The sequence below is a fragment of the Amycolatopsis sp. NPDC039088 genome (assembly GCF_055598845.1).
The window spans coordinates 189,130-207,705 of the sequence record NZ_JBVKAE010000006.1 but is presented as its reverse complement, the minus strand read 5'-3'; the positions used below and the strand labels follow the sequence as shown (position 1 = coordinate 207,705).

Annotated in this window: 21 protein-coding genes and 1 tRNA gene; 19 read left to right on the top strand and 3 right to left on the bottom strand. The window is 66.0% G+C overall.

Annotated elements, in window-relative coordinates; all coding sequences use genetic code 11:
• Positions 1–256: 256 nt before the first annotated feature.
• Complete coding sequence (locus ACZ7KI_RS10350) at positions 257–601, bottom strand: ArsR/SmtB family transcription factor (RefSeq protein WP_470272829.1); 345 nt, start codon at positions 599–601, stop codon at positions 257–259.
• 172 nt (positions 602–773) lie between these two features.
• Between ACZ7KI_RS10350 and ACZ7KI_RS10345 the strand changes: the two genes are divergently transcribed.
• The 15 genes from ACZ7KI_RS10345 (at position 774) to ACZ7KI_RS10275 (ending at position 13,614) form a co-directional block, all read left to right on the top strand.
• Positions 774–2,243, top strand: a complete 1,470-nt coding sequence (locus ACZ7KI_RS10345) for an MFS transporter (protein WP_470272828.1) — start codon at positions 774–776, stop codon at positions 2,241–2,243.
• Positions 2,244–3,034: 791 nt separating this feature from the next.
• Entirely contained in the window at positions 3,035–3,799 is a 765-nt protein-coding gene (locus ACZ7KI_RS10340; protein ID WP_470272827.1) for a TIGR04255 family protein, read from the top strand.
• The gene (locus ACZ7KI_RS10335) at positions 3,796–4,200 is read left to right on the top strand and encodes a hypothetical protein (RefSeq protein WP_470272826.1); all 405 of its coding nucleotides are present in this window, start codon (positions 3,796–3,798) and stop codon (positions 4,198–4,200) included. The genes ACZ7KI_RS10340 and ACZ7KI_RS10335 overlap by 4 nt, the downstream gene beginning before the upstream one ends.
• Positions 4,201–4,203: 3 nt before the next feature.
• On the top strand, positions 4,204–4,815 hold the full coding sequence (locus ACZ7KI_RS10330) for a hypothetical protein (protein ID WP_470272825.1): 612 nt from the start codon (positions 4,204–4,206) through the stop codon (positions 4,813–4,815).
• A 73-nt stretch (positions 4,816–4,888) separates the two neighbouring features.
• A complete protein-coding gene (locus ACZ7KI_RS10325) occupies positions 4,889–6,127 on the top strand; it encodes a helix-turn-helix domain-containing protein (protein WP_470272824.1) in 1,239 nt (412 codons plus the stop codon).
• Between the two features lie 5 nt (positions 6,128–6,132).
• Positions 6,133–6,693: a flavoprotein gene (locus tag ACZ7KI_RS10320; protein ID WP_470272823.1), complete on the top strand. Its 561-nt coding sequence runs from the start codon at positions 6,133–6,135 to the stop codon at positions 6,691–6,693.
• 105 nt (positions 6,694–6,798) lie between these two features.
• Positions 6,799–7,095 (top strand): hypothetical protein, encoded by a 297-nt coding sequence (locus ACZ7KI_RS10315; protein ID WP_016331156.1) that lies wholly within the window; start codon positions 6,799–6,801, stop codon positions 7,093–7,095.
• 23 nt (positions 7,096–7,118) lie between these two features.
• Complete coding sequence (locus tag ACZ7KI_RS10310; RefSeq protein ID WP_470272822.1) at positions 7,119–7,580, top strand: hypothetical protein; 462 nt, start codon at positions 7,119–7,121, stop codon at positions 7,578–7,580.
• Positions 7,581–7,883: 303 nt separating this feature from the next.
• Positions 7,884–8,132, top strand: a complete 249-nt coding sequence (locus ACZ7KI_RS10305; RefSeq protein WP_125789913.1) for a hypothetical protein — start codon at positions 7,884–7,886, stop codon at positions 8,130–8,132.
• Complete coding sequence (locus ACZ7KI_RS10300) at positions 8,110–8,364, top strand: AMED_5909 family protein (protein ID WP_470272821.1); 255 nt, start codon at positions 8,110–8,112, stop codon at positions 8,362–8,364. The genes ACZ7KI_RS10305 and ACZ7KI_RS10300 overlap by 23 nt, the downstream gene beginning before the upstream one ends.
• 308 nt (positions 8,365–8,672) lie before the next feature.
• Complete coding sequence (locus ACZ7KI_RS10295) at positions 8,673–10,235, top strand: FtsK/SpoIIIE domain-containing protein (RefSeq protein ID WP_470272820.1); 1,563 nt, start codon at positions 8,673–8,675, stop codon at positions 10,233–10,235.
• Positions 10,232–10,618, top strand: a complete 387-nt coding sequence (locus tag ACZ7KI_RS10290; RefSeq protein WP_470272819.1) for a hypothetical protein — start codon at positions 10,232–10,234, stop codon at positions 10,616–10,618. Before ACZ7KI_RS10295 ends, ACZ7KI_RS10290 begins: the two co-directional genes overlap by 4 nt.
• A 53-nt stretch (positions 10,619–10,671) precedes the next feature.
• The gene (locus tag ACZ7KI_RS10285; protein ID WP_470272920.1) at positions 10,672–12,237 is read left to right on the top strand and encodes a replication initiator; all 1,566 of its coding nucleotides are present in this window, start codon (positions 10,672–10,674) and stop codon (positions 12,235–12,237) included.
• Between the two features lie 10 nt (positions 12,238–12,247).
• On the top strand, positions 12,248–12,445 hold the full coding sequence (locus tag ACZ7KI_RS10280; protein ID WP_034319955.1) for a helix-turn-helix transcriptional regulator: 198 nt from the start codon (positions 12,248–12,250) through the stop codon (positions 12,443–12,445).
• Positions 12,445–13,614 (top strand): tyrosine-type recombinase/integrase, encoded by a 1,170-nt coding sequence (locus ACZ7KI_RS10275; protein WP_470272818.1) that lies wholly within the window; start codon positions 12,445–12,447, stop codon positions 13,612–13,614. The genes ACZ7KI_RS10280 and ACZ7KI_RS10275 overlap by 1 nt, the downstream gene beginning before the upstream one ends.
• Before the next feature lie 43 nt (positions 13,615–13,657).
• On the opposite strand, the gene ACZ7KI_RS10270 is transcribed toward ACZ7KI_RS10275, so the two are convergent.
• Positions 13,658–13,730: transfer RNA gene (locus tag ACZ7KI_RS10270), tRNA-Lys, on the bottom strand.
• Between the two features lie 99 nt (positions 13,731–13,829).
• Here ACZ7KI_RS10270 and ACZ7KI_RS10265 point away from each other — a divergent pair.
• From ACZ7KI_RS10265 to ACZ7KI_RS10255, 3 genes are all read left to right on the top strand, one after another.
• A complete protein-coding gene (locus ACZ7KI_RS10265) occupies positions 13,830–14,369 on the top strand; it encodes a DinB family protein (RefSeq protein ID WP_470272817.1) in 540 nt (179 codons plus the stop codon).
• 25 nt (positions 14,370–14,394) lie between these two features.
• Positions 14,395–15,768: a nitrosuccinate lyase gene (locus ACZ7KI_RS10260; RefSeq protein ID WP_470272816.1), complete on the top strand. Its 1,374-nt coding sequence runs from the start codon at positions 14,395–14,397 to the stop codon at positions 15,766–15,768.
• An 82-nt stretch (positions 15,769–15,850) separates the two neighbouring features.
• Positions 15,851–16,846 carry a hypothetical protein gene (locus ACZ7KI_RS10255; protein ID WP_470272815.1) on the top strand — a complete coding sequence of 332 codons (996 nt, stop codon included), beginning with the start codon at positions 15,851–15,853 and terminating at the stop codon, positions 16,844–16,846.
• A 12-nt stretch (positions 16,847–16,858) separates the two neighbouring features.
• Here ACZ7KI_RS10255 and ACZ7KI_RS10250 read toward each other — a convergent pair whose 3' ends face one another.
• The gene (locus tag ACZ7KI_RS10250; RefSeq protein WP_470272814.1) at positions 16,859–17,455 is read right to left on the bottom strand and encodes a DUF4383 domain-containing protein; all 597 of its coding nucleotides are present in this window, start codon (positions 17,453–17,455) and stop codon (positions 16,859–16,861) included.
• 197 nt (positions 17,456–17,652) lie between these two features.
• Between ACZ7KI_RS10250 and ACZ7KI_RS10245 the strand changes: the two genes are divergently transcribed.
• Positions 17,653–18,570, top strand: coding sequence for a serine hydrolase (locus ACZ7KI_RS10245; RefSeq protein WP_470272813.1), 918 nt, complete (start codon positions 17,653–17,655; stop codon positions 18,568–18,570).
• Positions 18,571–18,576 lie beyond the last annotated feature (6 nt).

Below are 18,576 nucleotides of genomic sequence, written 5' to 3'. Positions count from 1 at the left end.
CTCGTCGCCGCTCTGATGGCTTATGCCGCGCACATCGCCCTGTCCAGTCGCAGCAAGCAGGCGCCCCGGCAGCCATATCGGGAGCAGACGAGCCGTTCGACGACGAGAAGCCGCTGGCCGCGGTCAGCTGAGACAAAAAGGCATTACGACCACATCGAAGGTCAAGATTTTGCCCACCAGGACGCACTATGTGCGGAATCGACGCCGCCAAGGCGGCACACGCTCTCTTCGGGGCCGTCTTCGCCGAGCGACTTCGTCAGCCGGCCGCGACGATGGGCGTCTTCTCGGTTTCCTGTGCACAGCCGAGGATCGACGCCAGCAGGCCCGGGTAACGCTTGTCGAGGTCTTCGGTACGAAGCGAGAGCAGGTTCTCGCGCCCCGCGGGGCGCTGCCAGATCACACCGGAGTCCCTGAGTACCCGCCAGTGGTGGGTCAGGGTGGATTTCGACATCGAAGCGTCGAGGTCGGCGCCGACGGTTCCGCACGCCAGCTCGCCTCGCTGGGCGAGGATGCGGATGATGTTGAGCCGGATGGGGTTGCCCAGGGCAGCCAGGACGTTCTCCAGTCGGATCTGGTCACGTTCGGGGTGCTGGGCGATCATGCCGAAAGTCTAGACGATAGTGCGACCGAACGCGCACTATCGTACAGTTGCGATCTGATCACTGTACGCAAACACTCGAACCGATGTCACCGGCCAGGTCCCGCCTTCCTCGATAGTACGTTAAGTTTCGTACAGTCGTACTTTCGTTCATCCGGACTTGGAGTCGCGTGCCATGTCGTCATCCTCTACGCCCACAGCGTCGGGCCACCGCTCGCTCGGCTGGACCCTGGCGCTGCTCGCGCTGGCGCAGCTGATCTTTTCCCTCGATCTGAACATCGTGTTCGTCGCGCTCCCGGAGATCGGCGCCGACCTGGGCTTCTCCGGGCAGACTCTGCAGTGGGTCGTCGGGGCCTACGCGGTCTTCGCCGGTGGTTTCCTGCTGTTCGGCGGCCGGGCGGCGGACCTGTTCGGGCGCCGACGGGTCTTCGTGATCGCGTTGACGCTCTACGCGCTGTCGTCGCTCGCCGGCGGGCTCGCCACCAGCCCGACGATGATCATCGTCGCCAGGGCTGTCCAGGGCATCGGGGGCGCTTTGCTGCTGCCTTCCACTTTGTCCCTCATCAACACCCTGTTCGAGGAGGGCCCTCGCCGGAACAAGGCACTCGCCGTCTGGGGTGGCGCGGGGGCGAGCGGTCTCACGGTGGGCGCGCTGCTGGGCGGGCTGCTCACCGAAGGCTTCGGCTGGCCCGCCGTCTTCTACGTCAACGTTCCGCTCGCGGGGCTCGTCGCCCTCGCCGCGTTGTACTTCATCCCGCGTGACGCGCGTCAGACCGAGTCCCGCAAGTTCGACTTCCCCGGCGCGCTGACCGTGACCATCGGCGCGACGCTGTTGGTGTACGTCCTGGTACAGGGCCCCGAGGACGGTTGGAACTCCGTCGGCATCATCATCGCGGCCGTGCTGGCGGTCGCCCTGCTGGTCGCCTTCGCGATCATCGAGGCGCGCAGTTCGGACCCGCTGATGCCGCTACGGCTGTTCAGCAACCGCAGTCTCGTCGTCGGCATCACGGTCACCTTCATCTACATGGGTACCTTCGGTGCGCTGCCGTACTTCTTGACGATCCTCTTCCAGGGTGTCCACGGGTTCTCAGCGTTGCAGACCGGATTGGCGTTCCTCGTCCCGTCGCTGGCCATCGCGACCGGTACCCAGCTCGGCGGTCGGATCGCGACCCGGCTGGGGGTCCGGCCGACACTGTGGATCGGTTTCGGCATCGGCATCATCGGCACCGCGGTACTGGCCATCGGCTTCGATGCCGACAGCTCCTACCTGGTCGCGGTGCCCGGTCTGATCGTGTCCGGTGTCGGACAGGGGCTCGTGTGGACCGCCATGTTCATCGCCGCGTCCTCCGGTGTGGCACCGAAGGAACAGGGCGTCGCCAACGGTATGGCCACCACGACGCTGAACCTGGGCTACGCCATCGGTTTGGCCGTCTTGATCGCTGTCGCCAACGCCGGAACCGGCGGCCTGTCCGGTGACGAGGCGCGGGTCGCCTCGGCCGACGGCGGTTTCGTCGCCGTCCTGCTCGCGGCCGCGGGAATGCTGCTGGGCTTGCTGATCACTCTCGTCCACCCCAGGGCTTCCGAGCCGGCCGCGGCCGGTCTGAAGGCCGGGGAGAGCGAGCCTTCGACCGCGCAAGTCCCATAACCGTTTCGGGGGCACGGTGGACCAGGCGAAAGAGTGGGCCGCCTGGGGCTCGAACCCAGAACCTACGGAATCTTGGGCCGGGTCTGCGGACGTCTGCCGTTAGCTGCCGACAACTGCTCTCACCTGCATGAATTCCGACCGGGAACGATCATGGTCCGTGATCGTTTGGCGTCGTCTGCGGTCGTTTCCCGGGGATAAACCGGGGAGATGATCATGCTTCTCGGCCTGGTCCCGCGCTCGTTCGCGTGACGCCATTCTACTGCCCACACACCCCTTCATCCCGATACGAAGCCAGCACGCGGCCGGTGACGTCGGGTCAAGGCACGCTTTCCAGCCTTGACCCGGCGTTACCGGCCGTTGTCACGATCAGGCGTCGGGTTGGAGGGATCGACGACAGCGCGTAACAGATGGCGATACATCGCCGACCGGTATGTCACGACGCTCGTTGAGGAGGGCCAACGTTGGCTATCGGGACATGTGCGCCGCCGTTGGGTGGCGCTGCGCAAGGTGACCCGCTGGCGGCCGCGTCGCCCGGCCGGTGGGCGGAGCGGAGCGGCAGCCCGCCGTGTCGGGAACCGACGCGGCCGCCCAAGCGAGGGGCTACCTACGCACCCGGCGCGCCGCCCGGCGGCGGCGCGCCCTTGATCCCATAGAGCTGAGTTCGGCAAACACAAGGAACAACGTTATGCGGTTGAACGGTGTCGCGCGACTGAAGGCACTAGAGGTGCAGGCTACTGTGCGGGACAATCAACATGCTGACTAGCCGAGCAAGCAGAGAACGGATGGTCCCAGTGGACGGCGTACGGCGCGAGTACGACAAGCCTCCAATCCAAGAGGCCCTGTGCCACTTCACGTTCTCCAAGCCCTTGAGCTGGAACATGGCAACTCCTGGACTAATCTATCAGCGGATTCAGAAGACCTACCCGACCGATCCGGAACAACAAGAGCAAATTCAAGCATCAGTCGACATAACGCCAGGCGACACCGGAACGGCTGGCTTCAGCCTAAATAAGGGACCAGTTCGCGCAGTCTTTAAAGATTCCTCTGGATCGCGAATACTCTTACTGGACTCGCAGTCATTCAGCGTTAATTCGTTAGCCCCCTACGAACGCTGGGAGTCGCTTTCAGATCGAGCACGCGGGGCATGCGCCGCCTTGGACGAAGCCGATTTGATACAACCGGTTCGCCGAGTTGCAATCAGGTACATCAACAGGATCGTTCTGCCGATCGAAAATGGCGAGCTAGAATTGCTCGATTACTTCAATATTCCAGTGAATGCCTTCCAATCAGACAAAGCCGCAATATCAGCCTTCTTATATCGCGTTGAATCTTTTCTTGTCGACCGCGACGCTACTGCGATCGTTACTTTTGGATCAGTCCAAGATGATTCCCCCGAGACAAGGGCAACATTTCTACTAGACTTGGAGATCTACCGCGAAAACCCGACAGGGTGGCAGTACGAGGATGCACTCAAGATAGCGAATGAACTCAAAGTTTATGAAAACGCTGAGTTTGAAACTTTGATTACGCCAAATACTCGGGAGCTGTTCAAATGACCAAGCTTTCACGATTTGGCGCAGGCAAGGTTGCGCCCTACGCCTTATCTTTCGCCAGTACTGTGCCTGCAATCTTCGGAGCAGTCCCTGCGACGACAGTTGTCCCGGTCCGCTCAGTCGAACCTGGACGCGTCTCACATGCTCTAACTCTCGAAGATAGCGGGTACGGCTCAACGTCCAGCAGTTCAATTCTTTTGAACGAACCGGATACTGGAAGTAGATTTTCAGGAAAAGTCCTGGTCTTTGTTCATCGTGATGAGTTTGAGGACGACTACGAAGAGGAGGTTGACGTCGCCCTGAGAGACGACTCTGACTGGACAGAAGTGCGTGCTCAAGTCTCCTTCGCCGGAAATGGAAGCTCAATGAGCTTCGATTCTCTTGATCTTGACTGGGAGGCTTAGGGGATGGAATCGGAAAAGTACTGGTACAGCGTCGTAAACGGGAAAACGCTCGATTCCGCCGACCAACTAGAGCAGGGCGATATTCTTAGAGAATATCCACTGGCCCAGTTTCAAGGAATCACCGTTTCAAATTCTGGCGAGCCAACTGCCAAGGCGAGAATTATCACAGCAGACGTTGTTGTTTTAACGCAGTCCTGCGATATACCGAAACCCACACAAAGCTCAGTACTAGTTGCCGAGCTTGACGCGTACGACAACTTCGCGGACCGGTATCCCGACGCCAAGAGCGCGAAATGGCGCAAGAAGTTGATGCAAGGACAGGTTTCCGGGTTTTTTCTCTTGCATGAACATTCCGAGGTTCAGGGTTTCCCTTGGTCCATAGCAAGTTTTCGAGATCTCCATGTCTTACCTAAAGCAGATGCACTATCCTTCTCTGCGGAAGACTGCGATCGTCTACGTTTGAACTCTCCATACAAAGAACACTTAAGTCAAAACTACGCCCGATTTATGATGCGCGTTGGACTTCCCGTCGGAACCCCGACATTCGAGAAATATGCTCCTCGACAGGGCAGGAACCATATTTCAGACACGTCGCCGACGGCTCACGCATCGTAAGACGAATAGCGTCCGCAGTAAGAGATCACGTTTGCCTCGGGTGAAGCACTTGGAACGCTGTTAACCTGAAGGTATGCGTGGCGCGGGTGATCAGCTCAGCATCGGGGAGCGTATTGCCTTCTACCGGCGGCGGCGTGGTCTGTCGCAGGCGGTTCTTGCTGACTTGGTGGGCCGTACTGAGGACTGGCTGAGCAAGATCGAGCGCGGCGAACGCGAGATCCGGCGCCTGGACGTGCTGGCCGACGTCGCGCGGGGCCTGCGGGTGACGCTGGGAGACCTCCTCGGCGAACCCGTGCTCATGGAGGACGAGGACAAGAACGACGACGTCCCGGCCATCCGAGACGCCCTCATGGCTCCTCGACGCCTCTCCCGCACTCTGTTCTCCTCGGCCATGTCGCCGGAGTACATCGACCCGGCCCCGGTGGCTCAACTGGTGGAGGGTGCCTGGTCCAGCTATCAGAAGGGCGACCTCGGCCGCGTCGTCGCCGCGCTGCCAGGCCTGATCAAGACCAGCCAAGGCATGGAGTCCGCCTCTGCTAATGACGCCGCCTACCGGCGGGCCTGTGCGGCGGTGTCGGCCCGCGTCCACCACCTGGCAGCCACCACGCTGAGCAAGATCGGTGAAGCCGACCTCGCGTGGATCGCGGCAGAGCGCGCCATGCAGGCAGCCGACGAGGCAGACGACCCGCTGGTGCTGGCGTCGGCCGCCCGGTCGGGCACTCACGCGTTGCTGGCGGTCGGCCGGTTCGATGACGCGCTTGAGCTGGGGGACGTGGCCGCGAAGTGGCTGGTCCCGAGGATGCGTGACGGTGATCCGGCCGCGCTGAGCCTGTACGGGATGCTCTACCTGCGGACGGCCGTCGCCGCTGCTCGGCAGCAGGACCGGTCGACGGCCAACGAGCTGCTGTCCCACGCGGGTCGTGCGGCCGATCAGCTCGGCGTGGACGCCAACCACTGGCAGACAGGCTTCGGCCCGGCCAATGTCGAGCTGCACAGGTTGTCGGCCGCTCTGGATTTGGGCGATATTTCGCAGGTGATCGAGTCGGCTCCGAGGATCAGCGTCGACCATCTGCCGGTGGAGCGGCAGGTCACGCATCTGATCGACTTTGCGCGGGCGTTGAGCCTGGTCGCGAAGGATGATGAGGCGTTGTCGGCGTTGCTGACGGCGGAGCAGAAGGCTCCGGGGATCGTCCGGCACAGTACGGCGGTGCGGGAGGTCGTGCGGTCGATGTATCGCCGCGCACCGGCGACGGCTGGTAAGAAGTCCTCGCCCTTGTTGGCATTGGCTGAGCGCTGCGGCGCGGTGAGGTAGGTCGGGTGGCGTCGCGTGTTCTGGGCCTGGTCGGCTCGGGTGCTGGTGGTGTTGAAGACCTTCTTCCGCGCGTGATCCGGCCTCTCCAAGAGGACGGCTGGACGGTCGCGGTGACCCTGACCCCGACGGCGGGCCGTTGGCTGGACGAGAACGGCGGCCGCGCCGAGATCGAGAAGGCCACCGGTTTCCCGGTCCGGGTTGAGCCACGCACGCCGGCCGAAACCAGCCCGCATCCGGCGCCGGACTGCTACCTGGTCGCGCCCGCCTCGGCGAACATGGTCGCCAAACTCGCGATGGGTATCGCCGACAATCAAGCTCTGACGCAGGTCAACGAGGCCATCGGCACGCTCAACCTGCCGGTCGTCGTCTTCCCGCGCGTGAACGCCGCGCACGCTCGTCACCCGTCCTGGGACACCCACATCGACGCGCTGCGGCGTGCTGGCGTGCGTCTCGTGTACGGCGACGATGTGTGGCCGCTGCATGAACCGCGGAGCGCCCCGGGCCGGAAGCTGCCCTGGTCAGCGGTGCTTTCCGCGGTGAACGAGGCCGTTCCTCTCTCCCGCTAGTACCTACCCGGACAGTTTGTCCGGGGTGAGGCTGCTCACTGGGTGTCTCCTGTGTCCAGCGCGCCCAATCGGGCTCGCCGAGACCGAGACATCGGGAGAGCACACATGGGCATTCACGTGGTGATTCAGCCCCTCGTCGGCTACGGCGCGGCGGTGGTTTCACCCTCTCCTGGCGTTCGTCAGCTCGTCGCCGGAAGCGAAGAAACCTCCTTCATCGTCCAGGTGCCCGCCCGTATCGGCGGCCTGATGGACACTGCACGGTTCGCGCAGAGTCTCGCGGCCGCTGCCAGCGAGTTCAGCGAATGGTGCGAAACCCAGCACCGCACGCGCTCGCATTCCTCCTCCTTCCACGACCAATGGTCCGACGCTGCCGATGACGCCGTCACGCGCAAGAACGACTGATCACACGCACTTAGGAGCAAAAAATGGCTATCTACAAGGGTTTCCGGTTCCCCATCGACTTCGACGAGGCGTTCGGACAGGGCTTGGTCATGGTCGGTGAGGTGTCGCCGGACAACGAGTACCAGTCCCGGGAGGACCGGGCTGCGGGTCGCCCGGCCCGGCAGCGGGTCGACGAGGTGACGGGCAAGCGTCAGTGGAAGGTCACGGTGACCGACCCGGACGAGGTCAAGGCGAAGCGCGCGTCGTTTGAGATCACGTTGCTGGCCGATGTGCAGCCGGTGCCGACCACGTCGGAAGTGCTGCCGGGTATGCGGCCGATCGAGCTGGAGGGCCTGACGGCTGAGCCGAAGGTGGCTGGCCAGGGCGAGTTCAAGTACCAGTCCTACACGTTCCGCGCGACCGGCTTCAAGGCTGCGGCTTCGGGCGGGGCGTCGAAGTCGTCGCGGACCTCGGGCGCTGCCGAGTCAACGCCCAAGGCTGCGTGATGCCGGGCGGGGTGCCGGGGAGCCACCGTGTGGCCGTGGTTCCTCCGCACCTGGTCCAGGCGTGGGAGATGGCCTACCGCCACTACAGCGCGCTGACGGCACGGACGGCGCCTGGCGTTGATGCTTTGGCGGCTCATGACCTGGCCGTCGCCTCGGTGGCGGTGGCGGCGTCCTGGCGGGACGTGGCCGCTCATGGGCAGTTGCCGTGGTGGGTTCTCGCGGCCGTAAGTGCTGCGGCAGAAGGTTTCGAAGAGAACGCGCGGTCCTGGGAGAGGCGCGCTTACAGCGAGGAAGGGCAGGTCCGTGGCGTTCAACGCGATGTGGAAGCCGGGGCCGCAGGCGGTCGCGGGGATGCAGGGCAATGGTTCGGCGAACCCGGCCTTGGTGATCTACCTGGATCCGGACAGCCTGGCGATTCTGCCGCCGTCCGATCCGGCCGTGTGGCCGGAGTTCATCCGTCTCCTTCGCCAAATCCGCGACAGCGCGGACGAACTGGCCGTGTTCCTCGACAAGCACAAGGCGGTGCGTGATGACGACACCGGGCCGGAATGAGCCACAGACATTGGCGGACGCGCACCTGGTCGCCTCGGCTCATCGTCCGAAGCCGGGGTCGAATCTGACGACCTGGCTGAAGTTCCATCAGGCCAACGCGCGCATGTACCGGGCCGTGTCCGATGTGGACCGGGCTCACCACCACGAACTCCGTTACTGGGTGGGCTACGAGGAACGCAAGGCAGAGGAGGTGGCCGCGCAGATCCAGAAGGAGAAGTCACAAGCCAGCTGAAAACTGAATGACAGAGCGAAAAACGCACGTGGGGACGTGCGGCGTACAAACACGTCCTCACACGCTTTTCTTGTCCTGTAAGGCGCAGAAGCGGAATCCGGCTACCAACCTTGCCGCTCCTGCGCTGTCCACAACCTCTGGAAGTGAACAATGACAACGCTAAACGATGGCAACAAGCGACCGCTAGACGGGGTCACCCGAACGCGCTGCACAGTCTGCAAACGGTTCGCCAAGCTGCTGCCCGGCGAGACGGAATGCGCTCCCTGTCGGGGAATGCTGCCGCTGGACCTCACCGGCGGTGGTCGCCGATGAACACGAACGGGATCGGCTTCCTTCTCATCGGCGGCGGAGTGCTCGGCGTGGTGGTGTGGCTGCTGCACAAGCTCGGCCGCGCGCTCGCCACGATCCTGGAAGTACTGGCGGCGGCCGCACTGGTCTTCATCGCCCTCTGGTGGCTGCTGAAATCGTTGCTGTGGCTGGGAAAGCAAGTCATCACGCGCTGGCGGACCAGCCTCACCGTGGTAGCGATCATGGTGTGGTGGCAGTGGCTCGGGTGGCTGTCGCTGGCGGTCGCGACGGGCTCGGTCGTGGTCGTGCTGGGGTCGTGGCGGCTGATCGATGTTGTGTCCTATGACCACCACTGCGGCCGGTTCCTGCGCTCCTGGTGGATGCGCTGGGCGGTCTACGCGCGCAAGCTCCCGGCCTGGCTGCACGCCTGCGGGCTGAGCACCCGGGACGAGACGCTGCCGGTGGAAGTGACGGTGAACCTGGTCGGCCGTCGACGTTTGCTGTCCCGCAAGGCCGCTTCGGCATCCCGGGCCGCGCAGGTGCCGAAGGTGCTCAAGGTCCGGTCGGGACCGTCCTGGGATGAGGTGCGGGTGCAGCTCGTTCCGGGGCAGAAGCCCGAGGACTTCGACGAGGCCGCGCGGGCGCTGGCGGTGGCGCGCAAGGTCAAGCGCTGCCAGGTGCGGGAACTGGAGCCCAACGTGGTCTCCATCGACTTCCAGCGCCGTGACCTACTCAAATCCGCGGTGACCTCCCTGCCGGTTCCTGACCTGGTAGCACCCGATGGGCTCGGCGTGGATCTGCGGCATGTGTGGTCCGGGACCACGGAGTACGGCTCGGACTGGCGGGTACCGCTGGTCGGCTCCGGTGCGCACTGCCTGACCGCTGGCGCGACCGGCTCCGGCAAGAACTCAGTCATGTGGTGCCCGCTGGTCTCAGCAGCACCCGCGATTCGCTCCGGCGTGGTCAGGGTCTCTGGCATCGACCCGAAGGGGATGGAACTCGCCTACGGACGCGGGATCTTCGCCCGGTACGCGGTGACCGGGAAGCAGGCGCTCGAACTCCTCGACGGCCTGCTTGAGGAGATGGAAGCCCGGAAGCACGAGTTCGCGGGACGCGTGCGGATGATCCCGATCAGTGTCGAGCATCCGCTAGAGGTTCTGGAGTTCGACGAGATCGGCGCGCTGACCAAGTACACCGACCGCAAGACCCGCGACGCGATCGTGGAGAAGGTCGCGCTCCTCACCACGCAGGGGCGGGCCCTGGGCATCACGGTGCGCGGATATGTGCAGGAACCCACGAAGGACACCGTCCCGGTTCGGGAGCTGTTCCCGCGCCGCGTGTGCCTGCGGGTGACCTCGAAGACGCATGTCGGGATGGTCCTCGGCGACGGCGCGTACGAACGGGGCGCGTGGGCGAACCGGATCGGTGATTCCGAAGCCGGTGTCGGCTACGTCTGGGGCGAAGGCGTCCGCGAACCCCTGCGCGTCCGGGCCGGTTGGGTCGCCGACGAAGAGATCAAAGCCCTGGAGACCTACGTGACCAACGGCGGCGCGCACGTCGTCCCCGAGAGGAGGGCGGCATGAACCGGCTGATGGTCTTCCTCGACGCGATCCGCGATCACCTCGACTCGTTCGCGCTCCCTCCGGCCGCCTCGGTCCGGGTCGGAGTGAGTCCTGATCCGATCACGGTGCAACTCGACTCCGACCGCCTGGAGGACGTCGCGCGTGGCCTACTCACTTGGGCTGCCTCGCTCGACGACGTGACTGCCTCGCTGTGGCGTCCTGCGGGCGGCGGCTCGGTGCACCTGGAACTCAGTGGCCGGACTCCCTGCGGCATCCCGGTCGTCGTCTACGGCGGCGTCTGGTTCGACGAAGCGACCTTCCCGGACCTGCCTGCGGGGATACGGCAGGACATGCCGGTGTTCGTCCTGCGGCAGTGGAACAGCCCTGGGGAGGTGGCGGCGTGACAGGCACCAAGGAAGCCGCGGTGACCCCGCCGGCCAAAACCCGGGCCGCCCGGATGCGCGAACCCCTCGCCTCCGACGTGGTGAAAGCGACCGCTGAGAAGCACGGCGTCTGTGTCCGGCCGTTCACGATGGAAGTCGGCGACACCGACACCGGAGAGCTTCGCTACGTCCCCGTTCCCTGCGGCTCGACCGTCGAATCGGTCTGCCTCCCGTGTGCTCGCAAGGCCAAGGCGCTGCGACAGGTCCAGTGCCGCGAGGGCTGGCACATGGAGACCGAACCGGACTTCACCCCGGAGCCACCCTCCGAGACCCAAACCGAGCTGCTGGCGTTCCGGGCTGACCTCGTCGCCGCTTACCGGCAAGAGACGAACCAGGCCGAAGCCGACGAGCTGCGGGAGGAGATCCAGGGAGTCGACGACGAACTTCGGCAACTCGGGATGCGTGGCCGCCTCCCGTCGATCGACCTGCCCACCAAGAAGGCGGTGAAGCGCTCGACGAAACGGCGGCAGGACGCGCCGAACCTCCCTCGTCGCAAGGTTGCCAAGACGACGGTCGGACGGGAGTACGCGGGCAGGTTCCGGCCGTCGATGTTCGTCACGCTCACCTGCGACACCTACGGCCCGGTCCGCTCCGATGGTGCCCCGGTCGACCCCGCGTCGTACGACTACCGGCGGGCCGCTCGGGACGCGGTCCACTTCTCCGAACTAGTGGATCGGTGGTGGCAGAACCTCCGGCGCGTGGTCGGCTGGAACGCGCAGTACTTCGCGACCGTGGAACCGCAGCGGCGGGCGGCTCCTCACCTGCACGCGGCAATTCGGGGTTCGGTGCCGCACGATGTGATTCGGCAGGTCACCGAAGCGACCTATCACCAGGTCTGGTGGCCCAACCATGACCAGGTCGTCTACGTCGACCGGATGCCGCTCTGGGACGGCGACCGCAGAGTGTTCGTCGACCCGGACACGCGAGAGCCGCTGACCGACTGGGACGACGCAGTAGAGGCCGTGGAGGATCCGGCGCACGTGGTCACCTTCGGACGACAGGTCCACTCGAAGGGCATCCTCGGCGGCTCCGAAGAAGCGGGACGGCACATCGGCTACCTGACCAAGTACCTCACCAAGTCCACGGGTGAGGTCGTGGAAGCCGACACGACGCGGCAGAGGGATCACCACGATCGGTTGCACGCGGAGCTGTCGGTGACACCCTGCTCGCCTCGGTGCGCGGTGTGGCTGCTGTATGGCATCAATCCCAAGGGCGCCAACGGAAAGACCACCCCAGGGCACTGCAAGGGGCGGGCGCATCGGCGGACCACGCTCGGCCTGCCGGGGCGTCGAGTGCTGGTGTCCCGGAAGTGGTCCGGGAAGACGCTCGTCGACCACAAGGCCGACCGAAAGGCGTTCGTCCTGGAGGCGCTGGCGGCGGTCGGGATCGAGAAACCCACACCCGACCCGGCGCGGCTGGTCTGGCGCAAGGTCGACTCCGGCGACCCGTCCGTGCCACCTCGGGACCACCTAGTCATGCACGCCATCTCCGAACGCATCACTTGGAAAGCCGAGTACGACAAGGCACTACTCGCCGCGCAGAGTCCGCCAAATCTTTCGGCAACTCCACTCGCGGCCTAAGGGGGATCACATGAACAACGTGCACGACATCGATCCACTCTGGACAGTGGAAGACGTCTCGGCCTATCTCGGCGTTCCTGTCGGGACGCTGTACCAGTGGCGCAGCAAGGGTTACGGCCCCGCTGGCCGCCGTATGGGCCGATACGTGCGGTACCGCCCCGAGGACGTCCGGGCGTGGGTCGATCAGCTGGCCGTCGAGGTGGCCTGATGCCTCGGCCTCAACTGGAGATCGGAACGTACGGGGAGATCCGGTATTCGCCTGTTCCGGGCGGGTACCGGGCTCGTGCGCTGTTCCGCGACTTCGACGGCAACACGCGGGAGGTCGAGCGGACTGGGAAGACAAAAGGCAAGGCTGCGCAGCGGCTCAAGGACGTCTTTCGCGAGTGGACTGGGTCGACGACTGGCGAGATCACGCGGGAGACGCACCTGAAGGTCCTGGCTGAAGTCTGGATGGACCAGGTGCGGCAGGACGTCGAGGACGGCAAGAAGTCGCCGACCACCGAAACCGCCTACGAATCGGTCCTGAATGCTCACGTCGTGCCCGGCCTCGGGGAGTTGCGCGTTCGGGAAGCCACCGTGATGCGGCTGGATCGCTTCCTAGGGGCTCTTCAGCGCAACGTCGGGGCGTCGACGGCGAAGACGGCGCGGACCGTCCTTTCGGGAATGCTCGGGCTGGCGGCTCGGTACGACGCGATCGACGGCAACCCGACTCGGGACACCCGGCGCATCCCGACGGCGAAGAAGAAGCCTCGCGCGCTGGACGCGGATGAGCGCGCTGGGTGGTTGGCACGACTGGAGGCGAACGAGAAGGCGGTGCGCTGGGACCTGCCCGACTTGTCTCGGTTCATGATGGCGACCGGTGTCCGGGTCGGTGAAGCGCTCGCGACGTACTGGGAGGACGTCGACCTGGTGGCGGGCACGGTCGACATCACGCACACGGTGGTCCGGATCAAGGGGCAAGGGCTGCTCCGTAAGCCGCGTCCGAAGAGCGAGTCGAGCAAGCGCGCGCTCCCGCTCCCCTCGTGGGCGGTGGAGCTGCTGACGAGGCGGGCGGCGGCGTCTGGCCCCATCTTCCCCAGCTCGACCGGCGGGATGCGCGACCCGAACAACGTCCTGCGGGTCATCCGGGAAATCCGCGGTGGTGACCACTTCCTCTGGGTCACCTCGCACACCTTCCGGAAGACGACCGCGACCGCGCTGGACGACGCGGGGGTGCCGACGAGGCTGATCGCGGACCAGCTCGGCCACTCGCGGGTGTCGATGACGCAGGACAACTACCTGGAGCGGAAGACTGTCGACCCGGCGACGGCGAAGGCCCTGGAAGGGCTCTTGGATAAACCCGTTCGCCCCAAAACCGGGGATAAACCGGGGAGATGATCTTGGTCTTGGCTGTCCACAACGCGTGGACCAGGCGAAAGAGTGGGCCGCCTGGGGCTCGAACCCAGAACCTACGGATTAAAAGTCCGCAGCTCTACCAATTGAGCTAACGGCCCGTGCGGCTGAGTCTAGTAGACCGCCGCCGACCACCAGGATGGCGGGGCGGCAGCTCCGGCGCCACGGAATTGTCGGGGGTGTCTGTCATGGTCGGGAGCATGGACACGATCCCCGAGGAGAACTACTCGCCCGCCTGGTCCGGTGACAGGCCGGAGGTGTCGCGCACGGCGAGCGAGCGGGAGATCTTGACGTCCCTCCTCGACTGGCATCGTCGCACCTTCGAGCTGAAATGCCAGGGCTTGACACCGGACCAGCTGGCCCTGCGGTCCACGGAGCCGTCGACCTTGTCGCTCCATGGGCTGCTCAGGCACCTCACCGGCACCGAGCGCTGGTGGTTCCGCATCCAGTTCGCGGGCGAGGACGTCCCTCTGCTCTATTACTCCGACGAGCGGCCCGAGCAGGACTTCGACGACACCGACGGCGACATCGAGGCCGCGTGGGCGGCGTGGCGCGAGGAGTGCGCGCGGTCCAGGGAGATCGTCGCGGGGGCCTCGCTCGACGACACGGGCGAGAGGCGCCGCGACGGTGAGCCGTTCTCGCTGCGGTGGCTGCTGGTCAACCACATCGCCGAGTACGCGCGCCACAACGGTCATGCCGACCTGCTGCGCGAGCGCATCGACGGGAGGACAGGCCACTGATGGACGGGGGTGCGATGCTGGGCCGATGAACGCCGATCCCGATTCCGGCCTCCTTTCCCCGGTCCGCGCGGGCACGCCCGCCGAGGCGGCGACGGGGGATCTCGCCTGGGTGCGGGCCCTGCTCGACACCGAGGCCGCGCTCGCCAGGGCGCAGGCGCGCACCGGGCTGATCCCGGCGGCCGCCGCGGACGCGATCACCGAAGCGGCCGCGTCTGCCGAGATCGATGTGGTCGCGTTGGCGAGGGCGGCGCGTGAGACGGCGAATCCGGTCGTGGGGCTGATCAAGGAACTGACCGCGGCCGCCGGTTCGGAGTACGTCCATCGCGGCTCGACCAGTCAGGACATCTTCGACACCGCGATGATGCTGGTCGCCGCGCGGACACGAGAGATCCTCACGGCCGACCTCGAGACGACGGCGGACGCGCTACGCGAACTCGCCCGCGCGCATCGCGACACGATCATGCCGGGCCGGACCCTCACCGCCCACGCCGTTCCGACGACGTTCGGGCTCAAGGCGGCGGGATGGCGTCAGCTGATGCTTGACGCGCTCGACAGGTTGAACCGCGTCGTCCTGCCGGTCTCGCTCGGCGGAGCGGCCGGGACGCGGGCCGCGTACGCCGAGTACGCGCGCCTCGCCAAGTTGCCCGACGGCTATCCGCAGCGGCTGCAGACGGCCTTCGCCGAAGAGACCGGACTCGCCGAGACGACGCTCCCGTGGCACACCCTTCGCACCCCGACGGCCGACCTCGCGGCCGCGCTCTCGTTCACCGCCGCCGCGCTCGGGAAGATCGCGGTCGACGTCCAGTTCCTGACGCGTACCGAGGTCGGCGAGGTCAGCGAACCCGCGGGTGAGGGCCGTGGCGGTTCTTCGGCGATGCCGCACAAACGCAATCCGGTGCTGGCGACGCTGATCCGGTCGGCCGCGCTCCAGGTGCCGGCGCTGGCCACCGGCGTCACCCAGGCCCTGATCTCCGAGGACGAACGGTCCGCGGGCGCGTGGCACGCCGAGTGGCAACTGCTGCGCGAATGCCTGCGCCTGACCGGCGGCGCCGCGCACACCGCGGCCGAACTCGCCCGCGGCCTGGTCGTCGACGACGGCCGCATGCGCGACAACCTCGGCCTCACGCACGGCCAGATCGTCTCCGAACGGCTTTCGACCGTTCTCGCTCCGCTGCTGGGCAAGGCGCGGGCCAAGGACGTCCTCGGGCAGGCGGCCAAACTCGCCCTGGAGCAGGATCGGCCACTCGGCGCGGTCCTTTCCGAGCTGCCGGAGATAACCGGAGTCCTTCCCGCGGAATCCCTCGCCGACCTGCTGGATCCCGCGAACTACACCGGGTCAGCCGCCGCGCTGACGGACGCCGCGCTGGAAGTCCGCGAAGAAAATCCGGGAACTTCTTGAACCGGTCCCGCGAGGGGCCCGTGTAGGGGATACAAGCTCACCGCGCCAAGCCGCGGAACCCCTACGAACAAGGAGAAATCCCATGCTTCGCAAGCGTTTCGTCGTCGCAACGGCGTCTGCGGCCGCGGGCCTGGCGCTGCTGTCGGCCTGCTCGGGTGGCAACGAGGCCACTTCGCCCGCCGTCGCGCCGGCCGCCGCAGTGGCCGGGGCGGGCGGGAACGCCCCCGCGGCCAAGGGTGAGACCAAGGTGGCCGTGGCCGAAGCCGGGGATCTCGGCCAGGTGCTCGTCGACAAGGACGGGTTCACCTTGTACCGCTTCGACAAGGACAGCGCGAAACCGCCGAAGTCCAATTGCGACGGTGACTGCGCGAAGGCATGGCCGCCGGTGCTCGCCGAGGGCGACGTGCAGATCGAAGGCGTGGACCAGGCACTGGTCGGCGAACTGACCCGCGCCGACGGCCGCAAGCAGGTCACTGTCGGCGGCTGGGCGCTCTACCGCTACGCCAAGGACGTCAAGGCGGGAGAGACGAAGGGGCAGGGCGTCGGAAGCACCTGGTACGCCGCGAACACCAAGGGCGGCAAGGCAGGGCAGGCGGCAAAGGAGGCTCCGGCCGAGCAAAAGGCGGAAGGTGCCACGAAGCTGGTCGCGAGCAATGTCGACGGCATCGGACCGGCCATTGTGGACAAGGACGGCTTCACCCTCTACATGTTCACCAAGGACAAGAAGAACAAGCAGCCGACCTGCAACGGTGACTGCGCGAAGGCATGGCCGCCGGTGCTCGCCGAGGGCGACGTCCAGCTCGAAGGCATCGACGCCAAACTGCTCGGCACTGTGAAGCGCGCGGACGGCACCACGCAGGTCACCGTCGGCGGCTGGGCCGTTTACCGCTACGCCAAGGACGCCAACGCGGGTGAGGCGAACGGGCACGGCGTCGGCGGCACCTGGTTCGTCATCGAGCCCGCCGGGTGCAAGAGCAGCGCGCCGGTGAAGGACAAGGCGGCCCAGAGCGGGAACGCCGCCCCCAAGAAGGAGGAAGGCGCTCCCGCCGAGTCCGGTGGTTCCGAGTCCGGCTACTGAGCCGCCGAAGACCTAGTGGGCCAGGCCCGGCGGTCGCTCTTCACGAGCGACGGTCGGGCCCTTTTCATGCTTCGGCAACCGCGAACCGTCCCGGACGGGGTCGACGGCCGTGGCGCTGTCGGCCCGGTCCACGACCACGGTTTCCTCTTCGTCCTCCGGCAGCAGCACCTTGTGCCGCGCGGGCAGGAACGCGATCACCAGACCGAGCGCGGCGAGGCCGAGGTGCAGCCAGTTGTCCGGCCCGTTGAGGTTGAACGGGTTACCCGCCGCTGAAACGGGGTTCGTCGAAACGGTCCCGGTGATCATGAGACCCCAGACGAACAGCGCCCCGAAGGCGACGAAGGTCAGGAAACCGAAGACCCGCGATCGTCCCGAACCGAAGGTCAGCAGCAGACCGACCAGGCCCAGCAGGACGAATCCGAGGTTGTAGAGGGGATTCACCGAGAAACCGAGGACGGTCGCGTCGCTGCGACCGGCGAAATCGGCGAATCCGGTCCGGGTGAAGCCCACGATCCCGAACACCAGGAAGGCCAGGCTCGCCAGCCCGGCCAGGACCTGCGCGGGCTGGAGCCCGGCCGTCCGAATACGAGCGCGTTGTGTACGTGCCATTGCTCCGCCTTCCAGAGTTGGCGACCTGAAGTCACGCTGGAGGCCAGGTACCCCCGGGGCGTCCCGGACAAACCGGAAAGACGCTCCTCGGCGACGCCACGCGTTCAAGGGGTTACAGAACCCGTGGTCAAACGAGACTCACGTCACACAAATGCCTCAACCGTGAACACGAACGGGTGAATCGGCCAACAAGTCGTGTGGGCAAGGTGAGCGGAGTCTTCCTTCTGGTGGGGCTGTGCCTGGGGGCCATCCTCGCGATGCTGTTGGTTCCGCCGTCGAGGCCCGACACGACGGTGGTCGCGGCGGCATCGGGAGCCGCGGCGATGACCGTCGAATCGGAGGCCGCCGAGCCCCCGGACTCGCCGCCCTCGACCCCGCCGGACCAGCCGGACCAGCCGGCCTCGGCGGAGGCCGGCAAGCCGGCCGACATCGACCCGAAGACCCTCACGGCACTCGTCCCCGGCGGCCAGGTGAGCGTGGTCGTCTACGACCGCGTCGCCAAGAAGAACACGGTTTCCCTGCAGCCGGACCGTTCCTATACCTCGGCGTCGCTGGTGAAGATCCTCATCGCGCTCGAAGCACTCAAAGGGGGCACGCCGTCGAGCACCGTGCAGCGGATGCTCTCGGTCAGTGACGACGAAATCGCCAGCAGACTGTGGTCCGAGCTCGGCGGCCCCGCCATCGTCACCCGCTGGGCGGTCAAAATCGGCCTCAGGGGCACCCGTCCACCCGAGGATCCCGGCCGCTGGGGCGACACCAGGATCACCGCCGCGGACATCGCGAAGATCTACCGCTACCTGCTGGAACAGGTCAGCGCGGGCTCGCGGGCGACGATCATGCGCGCGTTGAGCGGCGCGACGGAGAACGGCTCCGACGGGATTCGCCAGTACTTCGGCATTCCGGACGCCGTCGGCGACCTCCCCTGGTCGGTCAAGCAGGGCTGGGCGTGCTGCCGCGGCAGCCGGATCCTGCACAGCTCCGGGGTTGTCGGCAAGGACGACCGCCACATCGTCGTCGTGCTGACTTCGCAACCGTCGTCGACCACCTACACCAGCGGCGGTAAACGGCTGACCGAAGTGGTGAAAGCACTGGTCCCGGCACTGCCGCCAAGCTGACCCACT

What these genes read in the sequence shown, in the direction of transcription:
- ACZ7KI_RS10350 (WP_470272829.1), bottom strand. Translation starts at nt 601, where the DNA reads ATGATCGCCCAGCACCCCGAACGTGACCAGATCCGACTGGAGAACGTC.
- ACZ7KI_RS10345 (WP_470272828.1), top strand. Translation starts at nt 774, where the DNA reads ATGTCGTCATCCTCTACGCCCACAGCGTCGGGCCACCGCTCGCTCGGC.
- ACZ7KI_RS10335 (WP_470272826.1), top strand. Translation starts at nt 3,796, where the DNA reads ATGACCAAGCTTTCACGATTTGGCGCAGGCAAGGTTGCGCCCTACGCC.
- ACZ7KI_RS10330 (WP_470272825.1), top strand. Translation starts at nt 4,204, where the DNA reads ATGGAATCGGAAAAGTACTGGTACAGCGTCGTAAACGGGAAAACGCTC.
- ACZ7KI_RS10325 (WP_470272824.1), top strand. Translation starts at nt 4,889, where the DNA reads ATGCGTGGCGCGGGTGATCAGCTCAGCATCGGGGAGCGTATTGCCTTC.
- ACZ7KI_RS10315 (WP_016331156.1), top strand. Translation starts at nt 6,799, where the DNA reads ATGGGCATTCACGTGGTGATTCAGCCCCTCGTCGGCTACGGCGCGGCG.
- ACZ7KI_RS10310 (WP_470272822.1), top strand. Translation starts at nt 7,119, where the DNA reads ATGGCTATCTACAAGGGTTTCCGGTTCCCCATCGACTTCGACGAGGCG.
- ACZ7KI_RS10300 (WP_470272821.1), top strand. Translation starts at nt 8,110, where the DNA reads ATGACGACACCGGGCCGGAATGAGCCACAGACATTGGCGGACGCGCAC.
- ACZ7KI_RS10295 (WP_470272820.1), top strand. Translation starts at nt 8,673, where the DNA reads ATGAACACGAACGGGATCGGCTTCCTTCTCATCGGCGGCGGAGTGCTC.
- ACZ7KI_RS10290 (WP_470272819.1), top strand. Translation starts at nt 10,232, where the DNA reads ATGAACCGGCTGATGGTCTTCCTCGACGCGATCCGCGATCACCTCGAC.
- ACZ7KI_RS10285 (WP_470272920.1), top strand. Translation starts at nt 10,672, where the DNA reads ATGCGCGAACCCCTCGCCTCCGACGTGGTGAAAGCGACCGCTGAGAAG.
- ACZ7KI_RS10280 (WP_034319955.1), top strand. Translation starts at nt 12,248, where the DNA reads ATGAACAACGTGCACGACATCGATCCACTCTGGACAGTGGAAGACGTC.
- ACZ7KI_RS10275 (WP_470272818.1), top strand. Translation starts at nt 12,445, where the DNA reads ATGCCTCGGCCTCAACTGGAGATCGGAACGTACGGGGAGATCCGGTAT.
- ACZ7KI_RS10265 (WP_470272817.1), top strand. Translation starts at nt 13,830, where the DNA reads ATGGACACGATCCCCGAGGAGAACTACTCGCCCGCCTGGTCCGGTGAC.
- ACZ7KI_RS10260 (WP_470272816.1), top strand. Translation starts at nt 14,395, where the DNA reads ATGAACGCCGATCCCGATTCCGGCCTCCTTTCCCCGGTCCGCGCGGGC.
- ACZ7KI_RS10255 (WP_470272815.1), top strand. Translation starts at nt 15,851, where the DNA reads ATGCTTCGCAAGCGTTTCGTCGTCGCAACGGCGTCTGCGGCCGCGGGC.
- ACZ7KI_RS10250 (WP_470272814.1), bottom strand. Translation starts at nt 17,455, where the DNA reads ATGGCACGTACACAACGCGCTCGTATTCGGACGGCCGGGCTCCAGCCC.